Annotated in this window: 15 protein-coding genes; 8 read left to right on the top strand and 7 right to left on the bottom strand. The window is 64.8% G+C overall.

Going from position 1 to position 18,936, the window contains the following annotated elements; all coding sequences use genetic code 11:
- The 3 genes from ACO076_RS17315 to ACO076_RS17305 are packed head-to-tail and all read left to right on the top strand — an operon-like array spanning position 1 to position 2,705.
- Positions 1 to 1,140 (top strand): branched-chain amino acid ABC transporter permease, encoded by a 1,140-nt coding sequence (locus ACO076_RS17315; protein WP_421724066.1) that lies wholly within the window; start codon positions 1 to 3, stop codon positions 1,138 to 1,140.
- Positions 1,141 to 1,149: 9 nt separating this feature from the next.
- Positions 1,150 to 1,911, top strand: a complete 762-nt coding sequence (locus ACO076_RS17310; RefSeq protein WP_421724065.1) for an ABC transporter ATP-binding protein — start codon at positions 1,150 to 1,152, stop codon at positions 1,909 to 1,911.
- A gap of 32 nt (positions 1,912 to 1,943) precedes the next feature.
- Entirely contained in the window at positions 1,944 to 2,705 is a 762-nt protein-coding gene (locus ACO076_RS17305) for an ABC transporter ATP-binding protein (RefSeq protein WP_421726764.1), read from the top strand.
- A 357-nt stretch (positions 2,706 to 3,062) separates the two neighbouring features.
- Here the strand turns inward: ACO076_RS17305 and ACO076_RS17300 are convergent, their stop codons facing one another.
- From ACO076_RS17300 to ACO076_RS17285, 4 genes are read right to left on the bottom strand one after another with little or no spacing between them, the layout of a single operon-like run.
- Positions 3,063 to 6,278: an efflux RND transporter permease subunit gene (locus ACO076_RS17300; RefSeq protein WP_421724064.1), complete on the bottom strand. Its 3,216-nt coding sequence runs from the start codon at positions 6,276 to 6,278 to the stop codon at positions 3,063 to 3,065.
- Positions 6,275 to 7,270, bottom strand: a complete 996-nt coding sequence (locus tag ACO076_RS17295; RefSeq protein ID WP_421724063.1) for an efflux RND transporter periplasmic adaptor subunit — start codon at positions 7,268 to 7,270, stop codon at positions 6,275 to 6,277. The genes ACO076_RS17300 and ACO076_RS17295 overlap by 4 nt, the downstream gene beginning before the upstream one ends.
- Positions 7,271 to 7,306: 36 nt before the next feature.
- Positions 7,307 to 7,510: a YgaP family membrane protein gene (locus tag ACO076_RS17290; RefSeq protein ID WP_421724062.1), complete on the bottom strand. Its 204-nt coding sequence runs from the start codon at positions 7,508 to 7,510 to the stop codon at positions 7,307 to 7,309.
- Between the two features lie 31 nt (positions 7,511 to 7,541).
- Positions 7,542 to 8,834, bottom strand: a complete 1,293-nt coding sequence (locus ACO076_RS17285; protein WP_421724061.1) for an NAD(P)/FAD-dependent oxidoreductase — start codon at positions 8,832 to 8,834, stop codon at positions 7,542 to 7,544.
- 88 nt (positions 8,835 to 8,922) lie between these two features.
- Between ACO076_RS17285 and ACO076_RS17280 the strand changes: the two genes are divergently transcribed.
- Both ACO076_RS17280 and ACO076_RS17275 read left to right on the top strand, forming a co-directional pair.
- A complete protein-coding gene (locus tag ACO076_RS17280; RefSeq protein ID WP_421724060.1) occupies positions 8,923 to 9,252 on the top strand; it encodes an ArsR/SmtB family transcription factor in 330 nt (109 codons plus the stop codon).
- 474 nt (positions 9,253 to 9,726) lie between these two features.
- Positions 9,727 to 11,409 (top strand): hypothetical protein, encoded by a 1,683-nt coding sequence (locus tag ACO076_RS17275; RefSeq protein WP_421724059.1) that lies wholly within the window; start codon positions 9,727 to 9,729, stop codon positions 11,407 to 11,409.
- A gap of 8 nt (positions 11,410 to 11,417) precedes the next feature.
- Here ACO076_RS17275 and ACO076_RS17270 read toward each other — a convergent pair whose 3' ends face one another.
- Entirely contained in the window at positions 11,418 to 11,645 is a 228-nt protein-coding gene (locus ACO076_RS17270) for a DUF2842 domain-containing protein (protein WP_421724058.1), read from the bottom strand.
- Between the two features lie 85 nt (positions 11,646 to 11,730).
- On the opposite strand from ACO076_RS17270, the gene ACO076_RS17265 reads away from it, so the two are divergent.
- Both ACO076_RS17265 and ACO076_RS17260 read left to right on the top strand, forming a co-directional pair.
- Complete coding sequence (locus ACO076_RS17265; protein WP_421724057.1) at positions 11,731 to 12,807, top strand: COX15/CtaA family protein; 1,077 nt, start codon at positions 11,731 to 11,733, stop codon at positions 12,805 to 12,807.
- The gene (locus ACO076_RS17260; RefSeq protein ID WP_421724056.1) at positions 12,804 to 13,583 is read left to right on the top strand and encodes a 2-keto-4-pentenoate hydratase; all 780 of its coding nucleotides are present in this window, start codon (positions 12,804 to 12,806) and stop codon (positions 13,581 to 13,583) included. Before ACO076_RS17265 ends, ACO076_RS17260 begins: the two co-directional genes overlap by 4 nt.
- A gap of 79 nt (positions 13,584 to 13,662) precedes the next feature.
- On the opposite strand, the gene ACO076_RS17255 is transcribed toward ACO076_RS17260, so the two are convergent.
- Complete coding sequence (locus ACO076_RS17255; protein WP_421724055.1) at positions 13,663 to 14,772, bottom strand: M23 family metallopeptidase; 1,110 nt, start codon at positions 14,770 to 14,772, stop codon at positions 13,663 to 13,665.
- 249 nt (positions 14,773 to 15,021) lie between these two features.
- Positions 15,022 to 15,486 carry a peroxiredoxin gene (locus tag ACO076_RS17250; RefSeq protein ID WP_421724054.1) on the bottom strand — a complete coding sequence of 155 codons (465 nt, stop codon included), beginning with the start codon at positions 15,484 to 15,486 and terminating at the stop codon, positions 15,022 to 15,024.
- A 188-nt stretch (positions 15,487 to 15,674) separates the two neighbouring features.
- On the opposite strand from ACO076_RS17250, the gene ACO076_RS17245 reads away from it, so the two are divergent.
- Positions 15,675 to 18,914: an AsmA-like C-terminal domain-containing protein gene (locus ACO076_RS17245; RefSeq protein ID WP_421724053.1), complete on the top strand. Its 3,240-nt coding sequence runs from the start codon at positions 15,675 to 15,677 to the stop codon at positions 18,912 to 18,914.
- Positions 18,915 to 18,936 lie beyond the last annotated feature (22 nt).

Genomic DNA, 18,936 nt, shown 5'->3' with positions numbered 1-18,936 from the left:
ATGGATAGATCCTCTCGCCAGGGCGACCTGATCCTGATGGCGATATTCACCGTCGTCGTTCTCGCCATGCCGTTGTGGCTCGCGCCGATCGGTGCCGGCTACCCGGACCTGCTCCAAAAGTTCGCGATTTTCGGCATCTTCGCGATCGGCTTCAACATCCTGTTCGGGTTGACCGGCTACCTGTCCTTTGGTCACGCCGCGTTTCTCGGGGTCGGTTCATACGCCGCCGTCTGGTCGTTCAAGCTGTTGTCGATGAATGTGCTGCCGGCGGTTATTCTTGCAATCCTGATCTCCGGTGTGTTCGCGCTCGCCATCGGATATGTCAGCCTGCGGCGCTCCGGCATCTACTTCTCGATCCTGACGCTTGCCTTTGCTCAGATGGCCTACAAACTGGCCTACTCGGTGCTGACGCCGATCACCAATGGCGAGACCGGCCTGAGGGTCTTGAGCGACGATCCGCGCGTCCTCGATGCCGCCTTCGGAGACAGCGACGCCGGTGCCGTCCCGCTGCCTGATCTGTTCGGGATCGACACGATCGGTTTTGACGGCTTCTACATCTGCGCCGTCTTCCTGATCATCGCGTTCTATCTTTCGCTGAAGATCACCCGCTCGCCGTTCGGCCTGGCGCTGAGGGCGATCAAGTCAAACCAGAACCGCATGAACTACGCCGGCTACAACACCCGGCCGTACACGCTCGCTGCGTTCGTGATCTCCGGCATGTATGCCGGCCTCGCCGGTGGGCTGCTGGCAGTGACAGATCCGCTCGCTGGTGCAGAGCGGATGCAATGGACCGCGTCCGGCGAGGTCGTGCTGATGACCATTCTCGGCGGCGCCGGGACGCTGATCGGACCGCTGCTCGGCGCAGGCATCATCAAGTACGCCGAAAACATCTTCTCCGCGTTCAACGAGAATTCGCTCGGTCAGGTGTTTTCGTTCCTGCCCGAGCCGCTTCAGCATCTGGCGGTGGAGATCAGCCTGATGTTCGTCGGCGAAGGCTGGCATCTCACCCTCGGCATCCTGTTCATGCTGATCGTCATCTTCCTGCCCGGCGGGGTGATGGAAGGTGTCCAACGAATCGGCAAGTGGATTCGAAAGCCGTCTCAGCCGCGCACCGCCCGCAAAGTGCAGACGGCGGGGTAGGAGGTTGTCATGGAAAACATCGTTCTTCACGTCGACGACGTCGACAAACATTTCGGTGGCCTTCACGCGCTCAGCGACATCGACCTGCAGGTCGCTGAGGGGAAGACCCACGCGATCATCGGCCCGAACGGTGCTGGGAAATCGACATTGCTCAATGTCTGCGTCGGCCGGCTGAAGCCGGACTCCGGCGCGGTGGTGTTTGACGGCACGATCCTCACCGGGCAGACGCCCTACGACATTAACCAGCTCGGCGTGGCGCGGGTCTTCCAGACCCCTGAAATCTTCCCCGACCTCTCGGTGCTCGACAATGTCGTTATCCCCGCGCTGTCGAAGCGCGACGGCGCCTTCGCGATCGACGCCTGGAAGGCGATGTACGCGGAGGACGATCTCAAGGAGGCCGCGGACGAGGCACTCGAGGACGTCGGTCTTCTCGATCACCGCGACCAGGAGGCGGGGAGCCTGTCGCGGGGGGACAAGCGGCGGCTGGAGCTTGCCATGTGCCTGGTCCAGAAGCCGCGCCTTCTGCTGCTCGACGAGCCGACCGCCGGCATGTCTCGCCTCGACACCAATCGCACCATCGATCTTCTCAAGAAGTTCAAGGCACGCGGCATGACCAAGGTGATCATCGAGCACGACATGCATGTGGTGTTCAGCCTCGCTGACACCGTGACGGTGCTGGCCCAGGGGCGGGTGATCGCCGAAGGGTCGCCGGAAGAAGTGCGCGGCGATCCGGTCGTTCAGGAAGCCTATCTCGGAGGAGTGCACGAGTGACCCTCACGGCAGACACCACGGCTCCCTTCGGAATGGCCGCGACCGACGGAACGGACATCGCAGCGGTGGACGCGGCGGCGGACAAGGCCGGCGCGTTCTTCTCCTGCTCGAACCTCCAGGCGTATTACGGCGAGAGCTACATCGTCCAGGGCGTGTCCTTCGAGATCAAGGAAGGCGAAATTCTCGCGCTCCTCGGCCGCAACGGCGCCGGCAAGACCTCGACCCTGCGCACGATTGCCCGAATGGACGATCCGGCGCTGAAGGAAGGCGAGATCTTCCTGGACGGCAAGGCGATCCACCCGCTGCAGTCGTATCAGGCGGCGCAGTCTGGCATTCAACTGGTGCCGGAGGACCGGCGGATCATTGGCGGCCTGACCGTCGAGGAGAACCTCGTACTGTCGCAGGTGGCGCCGCCGATCGGCTGGTCGCTGGAACGGATTTACAACCATTTCCCGCGGCTGGCGGAACGCCGCAAGCAGGAAGCGACGACACTCTCAGGCGGCGAGCAGCAAATGCTGGCCGTGGCACGGGCGCTGGCGCGCGATATCAAGCTGCTGTTGCTCGACGAGCCTTACGAGGGGCTCGCACCGGTGATCGTTCAGGAGATCGAGAAGATCGTCGCCGAAATCAAGGAGCACGGCATCACCACGGTGATCGTCGAGCAGAACGCCATTGCTGCGTTACACCTCGCCGACCGGGCGGTCATCCTCGATATGGGCGAAGTGGTCTTCTCCGGCGGCGCCGACCACGTCCTGGACAACGCGGAACTCAGAGCGAACTACCTGGCGGTTTAGGCGGGTGGTACTGTCGAGCGGACACTAGCCCGATTATCCAGGCCGATAGAGGGAACGTCGGGCCGTCGGTTTTGGCATCAGCCGCCGCATGGGTTTTCGAGCTGTTCCGGTAACACCCGGACACTCGTCCCCGCGGAAGCGGGGACCCAGTCCGGCCAAACAATCCCAGTGTTGTCTGGATTCCCGCCTTCGCGGGAACGAGCGGAGGAGGCACAGGTTAGCCACTGACCCAGGCTCCCCAACATCCCCAACACCCATGCAGAGGAGCTTCGCGAAACGAAGCCTCGAAGCACGCAGGGACCTGCTCCGCCAAGCCTCGATCGCGTCCTTCTAAGCTCGGGCTCCTGCCTCCGCCCATCAGGATGAGGACGAAGGAGCACCCATCGAGCGCGGCCTTCCACCACCGCGTAGGGCGATGTAGATCGCCGGGATGACCAGGATGGTCAGCGCCGTCGATGAGGCGAGGCCGAAGAGCAGCGAGATCGCGAGGCCCTGGAAGATCGGGTCGGCAAGGATCACGGCCGCGCCGATCATCGCCGCCAGCGCTGTCAGCAGGATCGGCTTGAAGCGGATAGCGCCTGCCTCGAGCAACACGTCACGGAGCGGGCGGTCGGGTGTGCGCGCATGGCGGACGAAGTCCACCAGCAGGATCGAGTTCCGCACGATGATGCCGGCAAGCGCGATGAAGCCGATCATCGAGGTCGCGGTGAACGGCGCGTCGAACAACCAGTGCCCGAGCATGATGCCGATGAAGGTGAGCGGGATCGGGGTCAGGATCACCAGCGGCAGCTTGAACGAGCCGAATTGGGCGACCACCAGGATATAGATGCCGAGGATGGCGATCATGAAAGCGGCGCCCATGTCGCGGAAGGTCACCCAGGTGACCTCCCATTCGCCATCCCACAACAACGTAGACTGGCTCTCGTCGTCCGGTTGGCCATGGAGCGCGATTTCGGGCTTGGGCAGATCGCCCCAGTCGGCTTCCTCGATGGCGCGGGCGACGGCGATCATGCCGTAGACCGGTGCTTCGAACGTGCCGGCCAGCTCTGCCGTAACCATCTCCGCCGCCCGTCCGTTGTGGCGGAAGATCGGATAAGAGGCGGGTGCGCTGGTCACATGGACGACGTCACCGAGCTCGACAATGCCGCGACCGCCGGGAATCGCATTGGCGGGGACCGGCGTCGCCAGGGCCCGCTGGTCGAGGATCCGGTCGGCCTTGTCGAGGCCCACGGTGATGGGGATCGGCTGGCGCTCGCCGCCGCGGTGCGAATAGCCCACCGTGGCGCCACCGTAGTAGGCGCTGATTGTCTGGTAGACGTCACCCTGCTCGACGTTGTGGTACTCGAGGCTGTCCTGGTCGATGACGACACGGAGTCGCTCCGGCGGGGTGCCATAGGAGTCGTCGACATCGACGATGAACGGCACGCTCTCGAACGCCTCGCGGACCTTGGCGGCGATCGTTCGCCGTGTCTCCGCATCGGGGCCGTAGATTTCAGCGAGGAGCGTTGCGAGAACGGGCGGCCCCGGCGGCGGCTCGACGACCTTGATCGCGGTTCCTTCGGGCATGGCAAGCCCGTCAAGCCGCTCGCGCATGTCAAGGGCGATCGTGTGGCTGGTGCGATCGCGGTGTTCCTTCGACGCCAGATTGACCTGCACGTCGCCCTGATGGGGGAGGGCGCGCAGATAGTAGTGGCGGACCAGCCCGTTGAAGTTGAACGGCGCGGCAGTACCAGAATAGGTCTGGAAGGAGACCACCTCCGGCATATCGGCGAGCCGTGCGACGGCGGCTTGCAGCACCCGGTCGGTGTCCTCGACCGATGATCCTTCCGGCAGATCGACGACCACCTGCAACTCGGTCTTGTTGTCGAACGGCAGCAGCTTGACCGTGACGTCCTGGGTGTAGAACAGGCCCAGGGATCCAATCGTCGCGACTCCGACGACCAACAGAAACGTCCAGGACCGAAACCGCGTTTTCAGGATCGGGCTGGCAACGACGACGAACATTCGGCCGAGCAAGCCCGGGCCTTCGTGATGGCCACCGCCACTGCCGCCGAAGCGCACCATCAGCCACGGGGTCAGCATCACCGCAACGAAGAACGAAAATAGCATCGCCGCCGATGCGATCGCCGGGATCGGGCTCATATACGGTCCCATCAGCCCCGAGACGAACAGCATCGGCAACAGCGCCGCGATAACGGTGAGGGTGGCGACGATCGTCGGGTTGCCGACCTCAGCCACCGCCTCGATCGCGGCTTTGGTCCGACTGCGCCCATCGTTCATCGCCCAATGACGGGCGATGTTCTCGATGACAACAATGGCGTCATCGACCAGGATTCCGATGGAGAAGATTAGCGCGAACAGGCTGACCCGATTGAGGGTGTAGCCCATGATCCACGCCGCGAAGAGCGTCAGCAGGATCGTGGTCGGGATGACGATCGCCACGACCAGCGCCGCGCGCCAGCCGATCGACACCGCGACGAGGATGACGATCGAAATTGTTGCCAGCCCGAGATGGAAGAGCAGCTCGTTGGCTTTCTCGTCGGCGGATTCCCCGTAGTTACGGGTGATCGTCATCGCGATGTCTTCGGGGAAGATCGCTCCGCTGACCGCGTCGAGCCGGTGGACGATTTCCTCGGCGATCACCACTGCGTTGGTACCGGGGCGCTTGGCAATCGCCAGCGAAACCGCCGGTACCCGCTCCAGGGTGTCGCCTACCTTGGTGATGCCGGCGACCCGGGTTTCCTCCGGATCGGTGACGAGGCGCACGTCGGCGACGTCGCGGACGTAGACCGGACGGCCGTCGCGGGCGGTGAGCAGCAAGTTGCCGATTTCGGGCAAGGTCTGCAGCGTCTCGCCGGCGATCAGCGCGAGTTGCCGACTGTCCTCGCGAACATTGCCGGCGAGGAAGGACCGATTGGCGCCCTCGATCTTGGCGGCGAGTTGCTGCAGCGTGATCCCATAGAGGGAGAGCCGCTCCGGATCGGGCTCGACCCGAAATTCCTCCGGCTGGGCGCCGACGATGTAGGTGAGGCCGATGTCCGGCAGCTTGGCCACCTCGACCTGCAGCTCGCGGGCGAGGCGGGTGAGGCCATTGGCGCCCCACCGTGCCGCGGCTTCCGGCTTTGGGGTCAGTGTGACGACAACGATGGCGACATCGTCGATACCGCGGCCGACGATTAGGGGCTCCGGCACGCCAACGGGGATGCGGTCGAAGTTGGCGCGAACCTTTTCATGGACGCGCAGGATCGCGGCGTCGGCGCTGGTACCGACCAGGAAGCGGGCGGTGACGACGGCGCGATCGTCCTCGGTTTGCGAGTAGACGTGCTCGACGCCGTCGATGCTCTTGATGATGGTTTCCAGTGGCTCGGTCACCAGCTTCACCGCATCCTCCGCACGCAGGCCATCGGCGCGCACGTGGATGTCGACCATCGGTACCGAGATCTGCGGCTCCTCCTCGCGCGGCAGCGTGATCAGCGCGACAAGGCCGAGGGCCAGCGACGCCAGCAGGAGGAGGGGCGTCAGCGGTGAATTGATGAAAGCGGCGGTCAGGCGGCCGGCAATGCCGAGATTCATTGAAGCTGAACCCGATCGCCCGCCATCAAACCAGTCAGGACCTCGACGCGCGGCTTGCCTTCGGTCTCAAATGACGGTCCGAGAATGACCGGGATCTGGCGATCGTCGTCGGCAAGACGAACGTAGTCGATGCCGTGGCGGGTGACGATTGCTTCGGGCGGCACGGCCAACACCGAGCGGCGGCCGACCGGAATCCAGACGCGCGTGCGCTCACCAACGAAGTAGCCGCCGAGCCCGTCGATCTCGACATCGGCGAGCACGCGGCCGTCCTCGATCTGGGGATAGACCTTGACGAGCTTGCCGGCGTCAGCGGTTTCGACCGCGCTTGGCGCGAGCGGATCGCGCCGGTCGCCAACGAGAACGGTTGCGCCCTCGACGATCTCGGCCGCATGACGTTCGGGCAGGGCGAGGCGCAGGAACATGCCGCCACCGGCGATCAGGGCGATCTCCTCGCCGGGCAGCACGACCGAGCCTTGAGTCACCGGTACGCGGAGAACGCGGCCAGCGGCTGGTGCGGCGACTTCGCCTTCCGTCGACTGGACGGCAATCACCGCCCGTTCGGCTTCGGCGGCGGCCAACTGATTGGTCAGCACCTCGACCTGGGTGCGGGCCTGATCCACGCGCGTCTGCGTCGCGGTGCCGCGATCGAGCAGTTGCTCGGACCGGGCGAGCTCGGTCTCGGCGTTGCGAAGTTGCGAGGTGAGGGCCTGGATGGTCGCCTCGGCTGCCTGCCGCTGAAGCGCGATCTTCTCGTCGACGATCACGGCGATGACATCGCCTTCCGCAACCTCGCTGCCCTCATCGACGCGGATTTCGCGAACGGTCCCGCCGATCCGGGCCCGGGCGGGAACCGGATCGCGACTTTCAACCTGGCCGAACACGGCCTTGGTTTCGTCGACCACGATCGGGGTTACCTCGAACTCCGCGGCAACACCCGCGGTGGCGAACGGAACGACGAGAAGGGTTGCGATGATCGCGCGCCGGATAGTCATCAACATTTTGCTCCAGAGCCGAATGCGATCCGACCTTCAGCCGAACGCCCGCCCAGGCTTCAGTCCGAGCCGACGAAAGAACATGGCAACCGGGCAAAAGCCGGTGAAGGACGCTTGTATGAGATTGAGCCCAGCAAACACCGCCAAGCCATACGAATACTGCGAAACCGTGTAGCCGAGCGCCATCGAAACGAGAATGACGAGGCCAGCGAAGGCCATTACGGCACGGTCGATGTTCATGCTGTGAACTCCATCACATGGCGACTAGAAATTATTGTGCAGGCTCGATCTGAAGCTCCTTGAGCTTCTTGATACCAAGCACGTCGAGAACGAGGTTCTCGTAGAAGGTATCCGGCTTGCCTTGACGGACCTTGCGCAAGAAGTACCTCTCGAAGCCGACCTTGGCGGCATGAACCCACTTGCCGGACGACGACCAGTTGACGTTGCGCGGCGGGATCTGCGGCTGCGCGACGAAGGCGATCCCTTCGTCGCCGAAATCGGCGAGACACACCGCGTTCCACGTCGCGACCGCACTCGGCGCCTCATCGCGCATCAGGCTGGCTATGTTGTTCGCTGTTGCGGTGACCATCGATTCGATCATGAAGCCGGTCTTCGGCACGCCGACCGGGAGCGGGGTCTTGCCGACCGGCGGGATGGCGACGCAGACGCCGATACCGAAGACGTTCTGATAGGTGGGATTGCGCTGATGCTTATCGATGACGATGAAGCCGCGCGGATTGGTCAGCGCCTCGATGCCGTGCACGGCGGGTATGCCGCGGAAAGCGGGGAGCAGCATCGAATAAGCGAAGGGCAGTGTGTGTTCTTGCTTGGTGTCTCCGTCGGCGGTCAACTCGGTCACCGCCATGGAGTCGGTTGCGATGGAGTCGACCTTGGCGTTGGTGATCCATTTGATGTGCCGCTCGCGCATGGCACTCTCGAGCAAGCCCTTCGTGTCGCCGACCCCGTCGAGGCCGAGATGACCGATGTAAGGTTCGGGGGTAACGAAGGTGATCGGAACTTGGTCGCGGACCTTGGCGCGTCGCAGGGCGGTGTCGAGAATGAAGGCGAATTCGTACGCCGGGCCGAAACACGATGCGCCCTGGACGGCGCCGACGATCACCGGGCCGGGGTTCCGGACCAGTTTGTCGAAGGCGAGTTTGGCCGTCTCGGCGTGGTCGATATGGCAGATCGATTGAGTGTTGGCATCGGGGCCGAGTCCCTCCACTTCGTCGAAGGCGAGGTCAGGGCCGGTCGCGATAATCAAATAGTCATAGTCGACACTGGTGCCGTCGGTGAGCTCGATCCGGTTCTCTTCGGGGTGCACGCGTTTGGCCCCTTCAGGCCGCAGGGCGATACCCTTCCTGGCAAACGTCGCCGCCAAGTCGACCGAGACGGCTCCGCGGTCACGCCAGCCGACCGCAACCCATGGATTGGATGGGACAAACGAATAGGTCGAACCGAGATTGACGACCGTGAGATCGTCGTCGGCGCTCATCTTGTCCTTGATCTCATAGGCCATGATAACGCCGCCCAAACCGGCTCCGAGGACCACGATGCGTGCCATGCCAGCCTCCCTGTGGTTTTATTGTTTAGCCACGCCATCATCGACGGCGCGCTTGCACATAACATTCAAAGGATATAATTTCAAGATTATGAATGTAGCAGAGATGATCCCCGCGGCGGAGCAGGCCGCCCACCTCATGCGAAGCCTGTCGCACCCGCAGCGGCTGCTGGCGCTGTGCGCGCTCGGCATGGAGGAAAAGACGGTCGCGGAGTTGCGCTGCGATCTTGGTGGCGTCGAACAGGTGCCGATGTCGCAACAACTCATGCGCCTGCGTGCTGACGGGCTGGTCGAGTCCCGGCGGGTCGGCACCAGCGTCTACTACCGGATTACCCGACCTGAAGTGCTACTGGTGATCGAGGCACTGAGGGAGGCCTATTGTCCGCCCGAGGGTGTCAAACCAGTCGCGCGGCCGCAATAGGCGAAGCGCTCAAGCGGCCGTCCTGTTGGCTTGGCGCCGAGTCGATAAGGGAGCGGGCAACGCGGTTACCAAATACCCGCAAGAACGTGCCGGCCAAAATGCGGCGGGCGCGTCGCCAAGGACGTCGCACCACCGCAAGCCGGAAACCTGAGGCAAGCGACTGATCAAGAAATCGCGTCACGGTCGAGCGTTGCGCCGAGGAGAGCGGAGCCGGGTCCACGCCGCGACGATCACCACTACCGGCGAAATTGTGTTGCCGGCTGGCCGTCGAGCGGTCGGACGGCAATAGCCGATACTCATGGCGCGGGGGACGTCGACGAATGTCATGCTCTGCTCGGTGCTGACTGACCGAAGGTCGCGCGAACTATCGGCCCACCATGGTTAATGTGCGGTAAAGCGCTATCGCCTTACCGTTAACCATGCGCTTACGGCAGGTGCCGATGATCGGTGCCTCACCGTATGGCGAGTCTCTGGATGACCGGTTCCCCGCCGCCGCCCGCACCTGACGCTGGGATCGGGACGCCCTCGTTGCCGCGAGCGCTGGCCCGGTCGGTTCCTCTTGTTCTGGTGATTGTTGCCGCGGTCGCCGCGGTGATGTGGCTTGTCTTGTCGTCGCTCCCGCTCACTTATGTCGGCCAGGCGCGCGTGCTGGTCGCCGCAAACGATGCCGACCCCAATGCCGACCCGCGGACTGCGGCGGTGCTTGATCGCCAGGTGGCGTTACGGGAGGCCGCCTTCATCCGCTCACCCGCCTTCGCGCGGATCGTGACGACTGAGACCCTACCGCCGCTTGCGACGGATGCCGCCCCGGTGGACTCGTTTCGCACGTTTCTTTCGTGGCTTGGGTTTGTTGACGAGCCAACCATGGCCTTTGCTAACCGTCTGGACGTTCACCCGGTCGATGAATCTCGTGTCGTCGCTGTCGACTTCGCATCGTCGGATCCGGCCGAGGCCGCTCGCGGCGCCGACGCGGTTGCCGAGACCTATGTCGCCGAGCGGCAAGCCAGTGCCTCCGCACCGACCGCCGATGCGATTGCGCTGGTACGATCGGCAATCGCTGATCTCCAAGCGAAACTGGATCGCACCGACACGATGATCGCTCGTTTGCGATCGGACGGCTTGAGCACTGCAGCGCCGGAGCCGCTTGTCGCGCTCGAACGGGAGTCAGCGGACCTGCGCACACGGCTCGACATCCACCGCGCGCGCCTCGCGCAGCTGGCGGGCGGCTCGGATCGCGGGGAGACCATACCCGGCGCTCCACGGATCGTTGCCTTCGCGGCGGTTCCGGTGGCGCCGGTGTTTCCTAGGGTCGTCCCGATGACGCTTTTTGCCGCCGCGATCGCGGCGTTGCTGTCGCTGGTGGTCGTGGCCGCTCGGCACCGCACCCGCAGTCGCTCGGACCGAAAGTCGGCGTGGGAAGCACCGCGAACCGGGACTGACGCCGCACCAGCGGCCGGCTCCCCGATTGTGGCCAATGGTCGATCGGATCGACGCCGCTCTCCGGATTTTCCGACGTTCGCGCCGCGCGCCGCCGGTGAGGACGCAGAAGACACGCTGAGCCGTATGGTCGAGGACGTGATGGCAAACAGCCATCGCCGTATCCTTGTCGTAACTGCAGGACCGGCAGCTGGCGAGCGGGCGTCGATCGCGGCGGCGCTTGCACGACTGCTGGCACGGACCGACCGTCGCACCATGCTAGTCGATCTTCATCCGGAGGATCGCGCCGCCTCGGTTGTGGCAGGAGAGCAGGGCGCGGAGCCGGGATTTGCCGACCTGATCGCTGGCGATGCGTCGTTTGCCGGGGTCATCACCCGCGACCGGCTCTCGCGGGCTCACATCATCCGGGCAGGTCGTCGTCGCGCGGCGCGGGAGGACTTCGCCGCGCCATCCGCTGCGTCGGTCTTCGCCGCACTAGTGCAAACCTACGACTATTTGGTTCTCGACGTGCCGGAGGGGCTCATGGAAGCCCTGCTGCCCGAGGCCGACATGGCCGTGGTGGTGAGCGTTGACGGCCCGTTCGATTCCAGTGCGGACAAAGTCGTAGACGGGATCACGGCGGTTTCCTCGGTGCCTGTATCGTTGCTGAGCGCCGATGCGTTCCCGTCCGCGGCAGAGGTCGCCAACGAACCAGACACTCGATCTGGTGAGGCGGCGTAGGCGATCGATCAGCGCCGGTCGCCCGATCCGCCACCGGCCGGACGTTGCATCCACCAGATCACCGCGCCGGCGGGAACGATCCAGGCGAGGCCGGTGATGGCGAAGAAAACAGTCTGGACCAGGGTCGATGAATCTTGCAGACGGACAGCGGCAACAGTCATCACGACCAGCGCATAAACCGGCACGAAGATCATGAGCATAACGGTACCGATCAGTTTTCGGGTGCGTTGCTGCATAGCGGAAGCGCCGTGACGCGCGTCGTCGTGTCCCTGGTTGCCGGTCGCCGCGATGGCCTATATCGATGCCGAGCGGAGCACAAGCATGACCACCGCGGTGAACACGCACGATATTGACGCAGGGCAGGAGCTAAGCCGGGGGCCAGTCTACTGGTGGCTGATCTGCGTTGCCCTCCTGATCGTCGTGATGGTCGTCGTTGGCGGCGCCACCCGACTGACCGACTCCGGTCTGTCGATCACCGAATGGCAGCCAATCCATGGTGTGATCCCGCCACTGAGCGAAGCCGAGTGGCAGGAGGAGTTCGACAAGTACAAGCAGATCCCCGAGTACCAGCTCATCAACAAAGGGATGAGTCTCGAAGCGTTCAAGACCATCTTCTGGTGGGAATGGGGACACCGCTTCCTTGGTCGCTTTATTGGTTTGGTCTTCATCGTCCCGCTGGTCTGGTTCTGGGTCACGGGTCGGCTCAGCCGGCAGCTTGCGCCGAAGCTGTTGGCGATATTCATCCTCGGTGGGCTGCAGGGCGTCGTCGGCTGGTGGATGGTGGCGAGCGGTCTGACCGAACGCACCGACGTGAGCCAGTATCGGCTTGCCGTCCACCTGACGCTCGCCTGCGCGATCTTTGCTTATGTCCTGTGGGTGGCCGGCGGATTGCGGCGGATCGAGCCGGGAACGCAGCGCGGGCTCAAGGTCGGTGCCGCTCTGGTGCTAGCTCTGGTCTTCGTTCAGATTTTCCTCGGCGGCCTGGTCGCCGGTCTCGATGCCGGGCTGGTGTCGGACACCTGGCCGCTGATGAACGGCCACCTGGTGCCGCCTGGGCTCCTGATCATGGAACCGGTGTGGCTGAACCTTTTCGAGAACGCAGCCACCGTTCATTTCAACCATCGGGTGGTCGGTTACCTGCTGCTGGTCGCGGCGCTCGTCCACGTCTGGCAGGTCCGCGGCACCGCGCATGCCGCGCTCGCCGGCTGGCTGGCGGTCGCGGTTCTTGCCCAGGCGGCGATCGGCGTCGCCAACGTGCTTGCCGCCGTGCCGATCTCCCTGGCGATCGTTCATCAACTCGGCGCCGTGGTGGTGCTTGCCTTAGCTGTTGCCAATCTGAGGGCGATGGTGCCGACGCGAGCGCCGGCTGCGGAGTCCGTGCCGGCTGCCGCGGCGTGACCGACCGGATCGCTTCGGCCGCCGACCGGATCGCCGCGGCTCGCCGGTTGGCCGAACCGCTGGCCGTTCTGCCGGCCGCCATTCGCCCTCGTAACGAGGCGGAGGCCTATGCGGTCCAGGACGCGGTCCACGAGCGGCTGCCGGAACTGGGGCGGCGGGTTGGCACCAAGATCGGCTGCACCACGCCGGTGATGCAGACCTATCTCGGCATCCCCAATCCCTGCGCGGCCGGTGTCTTTGCCAACAGTGCGTTTGCCAGTGGCGTGACCCTCAACGCTGGCGACTATCGGCGTATCGGGGTCGAATGCGAGATCGCGGTGCGCCTCGGCCGTGATCTGGGCGCGGCGGAGGCGCCGTTCTCGGCCGCCACAGTTGCGGATGCCGTTTCCGAGTACATGGCGGCGGTCGAGATCGTCGACGACCGCTATGCCGATTGGCGGACGACCGACACACCGACCCTGATCGCCGGCGATTTCTTCGCCGCCGGCTGCGTGCTGGGGCGTCCGGTGCCGGCGCCGCTCGACGTCCGCGACCTGGTCGGAGTCACCACCATCAACGACGCCGAGGTGGGGCGCGGGGTGGGTCGCGACGTTATGGGCGACCCGCTGAACGCCCTCGCCTGGCTCGCAGACAATTTCGCCGCGCGGGGCGAGTTGCTCCGGGCGGGCGACATCGTGCTCACCGGCAGCCTGGTCGAGACCCGCTGGCTTGCTGCTGGCGATCGGGTGACAATCGCGATTGACGGCTTGGGGGATGTGTCGCTGAGCGTCGTGTGACGTCTCGTCGGAGAGGACGTCGACAGCGTGATTGTTATCGTGCCGCCCGGGGTCCGAGGGCAGCACCTTCCTCAGCGACCTAAAGCAGGTCGAGTAGCTTGTTCCCGGCCTGGATGTAGGGGAGTGGGTTGGTGGCCTTGCTGCCCTTTCGGACCTCGTAGTGGAGATGCGGTCCGGTAGAGCGGCCGGTGCTGCCGACCTGCCCGATCACCGTGCCCGCCGAAACATAGGCGCCGCGCTTCACCAGCATCTTGTTGAGATGGGCGTAGCGGGTCTTGATGCCGCGGCCGTGGTCGATCTCGATCATGTAGCCGTAGCCGCCGTTGCGGGCGGCCTTGGTGACACGGCCAGAGGCCGTGGCAAGGACCGGATGACCGCGGACTGCCTTGAAGTCGATGCCGGAATGCATCGCTGGACGGCGGGTGAAGGGATCCCGACGCATACCGAAGCGGCTGGTGGTGCGCGCCCCCGGGACCGGATTGGCGATCGGCAACTGCACCGCCCGCTGGCGCAGCACGCCATAGTCCTCGACCATCTCGGCCACTGTCTCGGCACTAACGGCGAAGGTGTCGGGGTCGATGTTGACGGGGAGCGGCTCGAGCGGCCCACCCATTGCCGACTCGTCGACATCAACTGCCGGCATATGACCAAGGTCCTCGAGAACCTCGGCGATCTTGACGTTCCGCTCGCTCACGTCGACGGCCATGTTGACGACGTAAGCGACCTGGTTGCGGGCCATCGAATCAAGTGATGATTCGACCCCATCCACCTGATCAGGGGTCAGTGGCTTCGGCGGCAATATGTCGGTCGAGCGGGGACCACGCAGCACCGTAGCGAGGCGCACCTCGCCGTTGGGAACGATACTGCCGGTGGTGATCGGATCGGTCTCCAGCGTCGGGCGCGGGCGCGGCAGCGGCGTCGCGGCGCCGGGTAGGAGACCGGCTTTGCTGGCCGCTTCGCGCAGGCCGGCGACAACATCCTGCCGCGCGTCGAGTACGTCCTGACGACCGATCAGCTGGCTGAGCTGAACCTCGAACGCCTCCTGGTTGAGCATCTGGCGGCTGGTCAGCCGGTCGATGTCGGCCCGTAGGCTGGCGATGCGATCCTCATATGCCTGCTGGAGACGGACCTGACGCGCGACCGATGCCGCCAACAGATCGTCGCGGAACACCAGATACCCGGTTGCCACGAAATATCCGGCCCCAAGCACAACGGCGACGAAGCCAGTGAGCGCAAACGCCCAGGGCCGGATTTGGAAGGTCGTGACGCGATGACCGCGATCTATGTAAATCCGGCACCGCCGCGCGGATTTGGATCGGGTTGGAAGGAAACGACGAAATCCAGCCCCCAGGGTCGACATACGCATTCACCAGTATCGAGAAACGAGACCGGCGAATTAGAAGGGGGTAGGGTTAATATTTCCTTGGGGGAAAGGGGTTTAGGCTGCCTCGACCGCTTCCAGGACCTTGTCGACATGGCCCTTGACTCGCACCTTCGGCCAGTGGCGCACGATCTTGCCATCTGGGCCGATCAGCACAGTCGAACGGATCAGCCCGATCGAAGTGCGGCCATACATCATCTTCTCGCCCCAGGCGCCGTAGGCCTCGATCACTTTCTTGTCCGGGTCCGCGGCGAGGATGACACCGAGGTCGTGCTTGGCCTTGAACTTGTCGTGGGAGTCGACCGAGTCCGGCGAAACGCCGATAACCACGGCGTTTGCCGCTTCGAATTGCGGAAGCGCCGCCGTGAAATCGATGGCTTCGGTGGTGCATCCGGGCGTATCATCCGCCGGATAAAAGTAAAGGACGACCGATTTCCCCTTGAAGTCCGACAGTTTCACCGTTCCTCCGCCGTCCGTCTCAAGCTCGAACGCCGGCGCGACGTCTCCTTCCGCAATGGCCATGGTGGCTTACCCTCCGTTGGTAGTGAGCCCTGAAGATCGATGCGAAATCGACTCGTTTCAAGCCCCCGACACCGCCTTTCACCACGCTCGTGCACAAGCCGCTTGACGAGATAGAGGCGCCGGCCGGTAGCGCCTCGCGGATAACACAACCGCCGGCGCGTCGCAGTCGTCGGCGGGCGCTGCGAACGGTGGCCTTCGCCGCGTCTGCTTTGGCCATCACCGGTTTTGTTGCGATTGCGGTGACACTCGTGGTGCTGCTGTCCGGGCCGGTCGAGGTCGGTTTCATCCGCGACCGGGTCGTCGGAGTGCTCGCCCACGAGTTGGGTCACCGGGTCGATATCGGGCGAGCGACCGTCAGGCTCGTTCCGGGGGAGGGCCTGATCGTTTCGCTTGATGACGTGACGGTCGTCGGCGTCGCCGGCGGTTCGGTCGGACGAGTGCCCAACATCGAGGCGGTCGCCGATCCGGTTAGCGTTGCGACCGGAGGTGCAGGCGTGCGGTCGGTCACGCTCACCGGTGCCGAGCTATTGGTTTCCGGCGCGAGGATGATGGGTCCCCCAAGCGCCGAAATGGCGTCGTATCCGCATGGCGGATTTCCGGGACTGGCCGACGCGCTGCATCGGCTGGACGCGGTGCTAGCGGATGTCGCGGCAAAGGCACGTGGCCTCGAGCTCGAAGTGCTGACGGTCGAGGGCGCGACGATTGTCATCGCGGATACCGGTGGCAGTGCGATCCGCCGGTTTGATGATCTCGATGCATCGCTAACCATCGACCAAACGACCGCTGATGTGGCTTTGACGGTCTCGGCGGCCGCACAGGCGGGACGATGGAGCGCATCGCTGGATTACGGCGCCGATCCGGACGGGGATCGGGTGCTGGCGGCAGCGTTCTCGCAGGTCGGTCTGGCGGATCTGGTCCCGGTCCTGGCCCGTAAGGACAACCTGGCGAGCAGCGACATTCCGCTGTTCGGGCGCGGGTCGGTTCGTTTTGATGCGAACGGCGGTCCGGCTGCGGCCGAACTGCGACTCGACGTTGGGGCCGGCGTTTTCACCGCGGGGGAGAGCGGGGAGAGCATCCTGCTTGACGAGGCGACGGTGAATCTCCGCTGGGATGTCGCCGGCGAAGCGATTCTGCTCGACCGTTCGCCACTCCATTTCGGTGCGACCCGCGGATCGGTAGTCGGTTGGGTTCGCGCGGGCGGTGATCCGGGGTCCGGCCGCTATGCCGTTTCGCTCGAATCCGAGCATGCGGTGCTGGCCGCGCCGGACGCGGAGGCACCGCCGCTGACAGTCGAGCGATTGGCTCTTTCCGGCGCGATCGACCTTGCGGCGGAGACGCTGGCCATCGACGCGTTGGCGATTGAATCGGCGGAGGGCAGCCTCGACCTCTCGGGCACGATTGGCTTCGGTGGCGTCACGCCATCGCTGGCGCTTTCGGCGCGGCTGTCGCAAATGCCGGTCGCAGTCTTCAAGCAGATGTGGGTGCCGTTCCTCGCGCCGGGCGCGCGCCGCTGGGTGAATAGCCATATCGTCGACGGCCAGATCGCCGCGGGCAGCTTCGCGGCGGCGGTGCCGGCCGGGATGCTGTGGGTCGAGCCGCGGCCACCAGTGCCTGACGATGCCCTGCGGCTCGACCTTCGACTTGAGGACGTCGCCTTCCGCACAATGGGCGACCTGCCGCCGGTCGTCGACGCTTCAGGCAATGTCGTTCTCGCTGGTGCGGTGCTCGGCGTTGACGTTGAATCGGCGCGCCTCGACACGCGGTTCGGTCCGGTGACGATCGACGCTGGCGCCTTCGCCATCGATGATGTGTTCGATCCCGTGGCGACCGGAGTAGTGGAGGTGGAGGCATCAGCGCAGGCCGCTGCGCTGGGCGCGCTGGCCGATGCCGAACCGCTCAACGCGCTGCGGCGCCAGGATATCGCACCGTCCGATCTTTCCGGCGACGCGGCCGCTTCGATCTCGCTGCGTCTACCGCTCGACAAGGAGGACGACGAACTCGGGGAGGCGATGGACTGGCGAGTGGTGGTGGCGGGGACGGGTCTCGGCAGCGCCCAGCCGATTGACGGCCGCCTCTTCAACGATGCCGACCTGGCGATCGCGGTGGCAAGGGACTCTGTCACGGTTGAGGGAACCGCCGTGATCGACGGAATCGCCGCGAACGTTTCAATGGCGCTGGCACTGGACGCCGACGGCAATGCGGTGGCCGGGGGCGCACAAAGCGCACGGCTGTTGCTGGACCAGGCCGCCCGCGAGCGGTTGGGGCTCGGGGTGGAGGACTTGATCGAAGGGGTCATCGACGCGCGGATCTCCGCCCGCGAGTCCGGCGAGGGGCAGCACGTCGATCTTGATCTGACGCCGGCCAGGTTGACGATTCCCGGCACCGGCTGGACCAAGGGGGTCGGTGTCCCAGCGACGCTGTCGTTCGACCTCGTGCCAACCGATGGCGGCCAGTTGGCGGAAGACATCGTGCTTGCCGGCGATGGGTTCGCTATGGCCGGGTGGGCGCGGTTCTCGTCCGAGGACGGACTGGTCGACGCACGGATCGATCACCTGGCGCTGCGCCCGGACGACGATCTGAGCGTCGACCTGACGGCGACACCAACCGGTTATGTGGTCGACATACGCGGTGCGCAGTTCGATGCGCGCGGGTTGATCTCCGATATCACCACCGCCGGCGACGATGATCTTCCGGATTTGTCGATCACCGCCGATATCGACGTGGTGACCGGCTTCAACGGCGAGGCACTCACGGGGCTCCGCGGGCGGTTTGTCACCGCCGATGGCGCTCCGATGGCGATCGCCCTGAACGCCACGCTTGGCGGCGCTGTCGCGCTCGACTTCGACGATGCCGGGCAGGCAGCCGCCCTCCAGATGACGGCGCCAGACGCCGGTGACCTTCTGCGGTTCCTCGATCTCTACACCCGCGTTGCGGGCGGACAACTCACGCTCGAGGCAAGCCGGTTCGGTCCGACCGGACCGCTCGACGGCCAAATCCTTATCGATGACTTCGTCATCCTCGAGGAGCCGGCGGTCGAACGCGCTATCGCCAGCGCGCCGACACCGCAGGACATCGATACGTCGCGCCTTCACTTCGACCGGATGGCCGTGCAGTTCGGGGCGACCAGTGAGGCGATCGTCATCGACGAGGCGCTGCTTCGCGGTCAGTCGGTTGGGGCAACCTTCAGCGGGCGGTTCGACCTGGAGCGTTCCGAGGTCGCGGTGAACGGCACCTACCTGCCGCTGTTCGCACTCAACAACGCCTTCGGCCGTGTGCCGGTAATCGGACGTGTCCTCGGCGGCAACCGCGAAGGACTGATCGGCGTGACCTTTAGAATCGAAGGTCCGCTGGATGGACCGACGGTCTACTTCAACCCGCTGTCCGCGGTAACGCCGGGCATATTCCGCAAGATCTTCGAATTCAGATGATGGTTGAACTGTTTGGCACGAA

The organism is Bauldia sp. (genome assembly GCF_965232525.1).
Lineage (GTDB): Bacteria > Pseudomonadota > Alphaproteobacteria > Rhizobiales > Kaistiaceae > Bauldia.
Note: the sequence above shows the minus strand (reverse complement) of the source record. Positions and strands in the feature narration are given on the sequence as shown.

What these genes read in the sequence shown, in the direction of transcription:
- ACO076_RS17315 (WP_421724066.1), top strand. Translation starts at nt 1, where the DNA reads ATGGATAGATCCTCTCGCCAGGGCGACCTGATCCTGATGGCGATATTC.
- ACO076_RS17310 (WP_421724065.1), top strand. Translation starts at nt 1,150, where the DNA reads ATGGAAAACATCGTTCTTCACGTCGACGACGTCGACAAACATTTCGGT.
- ACO076_RS17305 (WP_421726764.1), top strand. Translation starts at nt 1,944, where the DNA reads ATGGCCGCGACCGACGGAACGGACATCGCAGCGGTGGACGCGGCGGCG.
- ACO076_RS17300 (WP_421724064.1), bottom strand. Translation starts at nt 6,278, where the DNA reads ATGAATCTCGGCATTGCCGGCCGCCTGACCGCCGCTTTCATCAATTCA.
- ACO076_RS17295 (WP_421724063.1), bottom strand. Translation starts at nt 7,270, where the DNA reads ATGACTATCCGGCGCGCGATCATCGCAACCCTTCTCGTCGTTCCGTTC.
- ACO076_RS17290 (WP_421724062.1), bottom strand. Translation starts at nt 7,510, where the DNA reads ATGAACATCGACCGTGCCGTAATGGCCTTCGCTGGCCTCGTCATTCTC.
- ACO076_RS17285 (WP_421724061.1), bottom strand. Translation starts at nt 8,834, where the DNA reads ATGGCACGCATCGTGGTCCTCGGAGCCGGTTTGGGCGGCGTTATCATG.
- ACO076_RS17280 (WP_421724060.1), top strand. Translation starts at nt 8,923, where the DNA reads ATGAATGTAGCAGAGATGATCCCCGCGGCGGAGCAGGCCGCCCACCTC.
- ACO076_RS17275 (WP_421724059.1), top strand. Translation starts at nt 9,727, where the DNA reads ATGACCGGTTCCCCGCCGCCGCCCGCACCTGACGCTGGGATCGGGACG.
- ACO076_RS17270 (WP_421724058.1), bottom strand. Translation starts at nt 11,645, where the DNA reads ATGCAGCAACGCACCCGAAAACTGATCGGTACCGTTATGCTCATGATC.
- ACO076_RS17265 (WP_421724057.1), top strand. Translation starts at nt 11,731, where the DNA reads ATGACCACCGCGGTGAACACGCACGATATTGACGCAGGGCAGGAGCTA.
- ACO076_RS17250 (WP_421724054.1), bottom strand. Translation starts at nt 15,486, where the DNA reads ATGGCCATTGCGGAAGGAGACGTCGCGCCGGCGTTCGAGCTTGAGACG.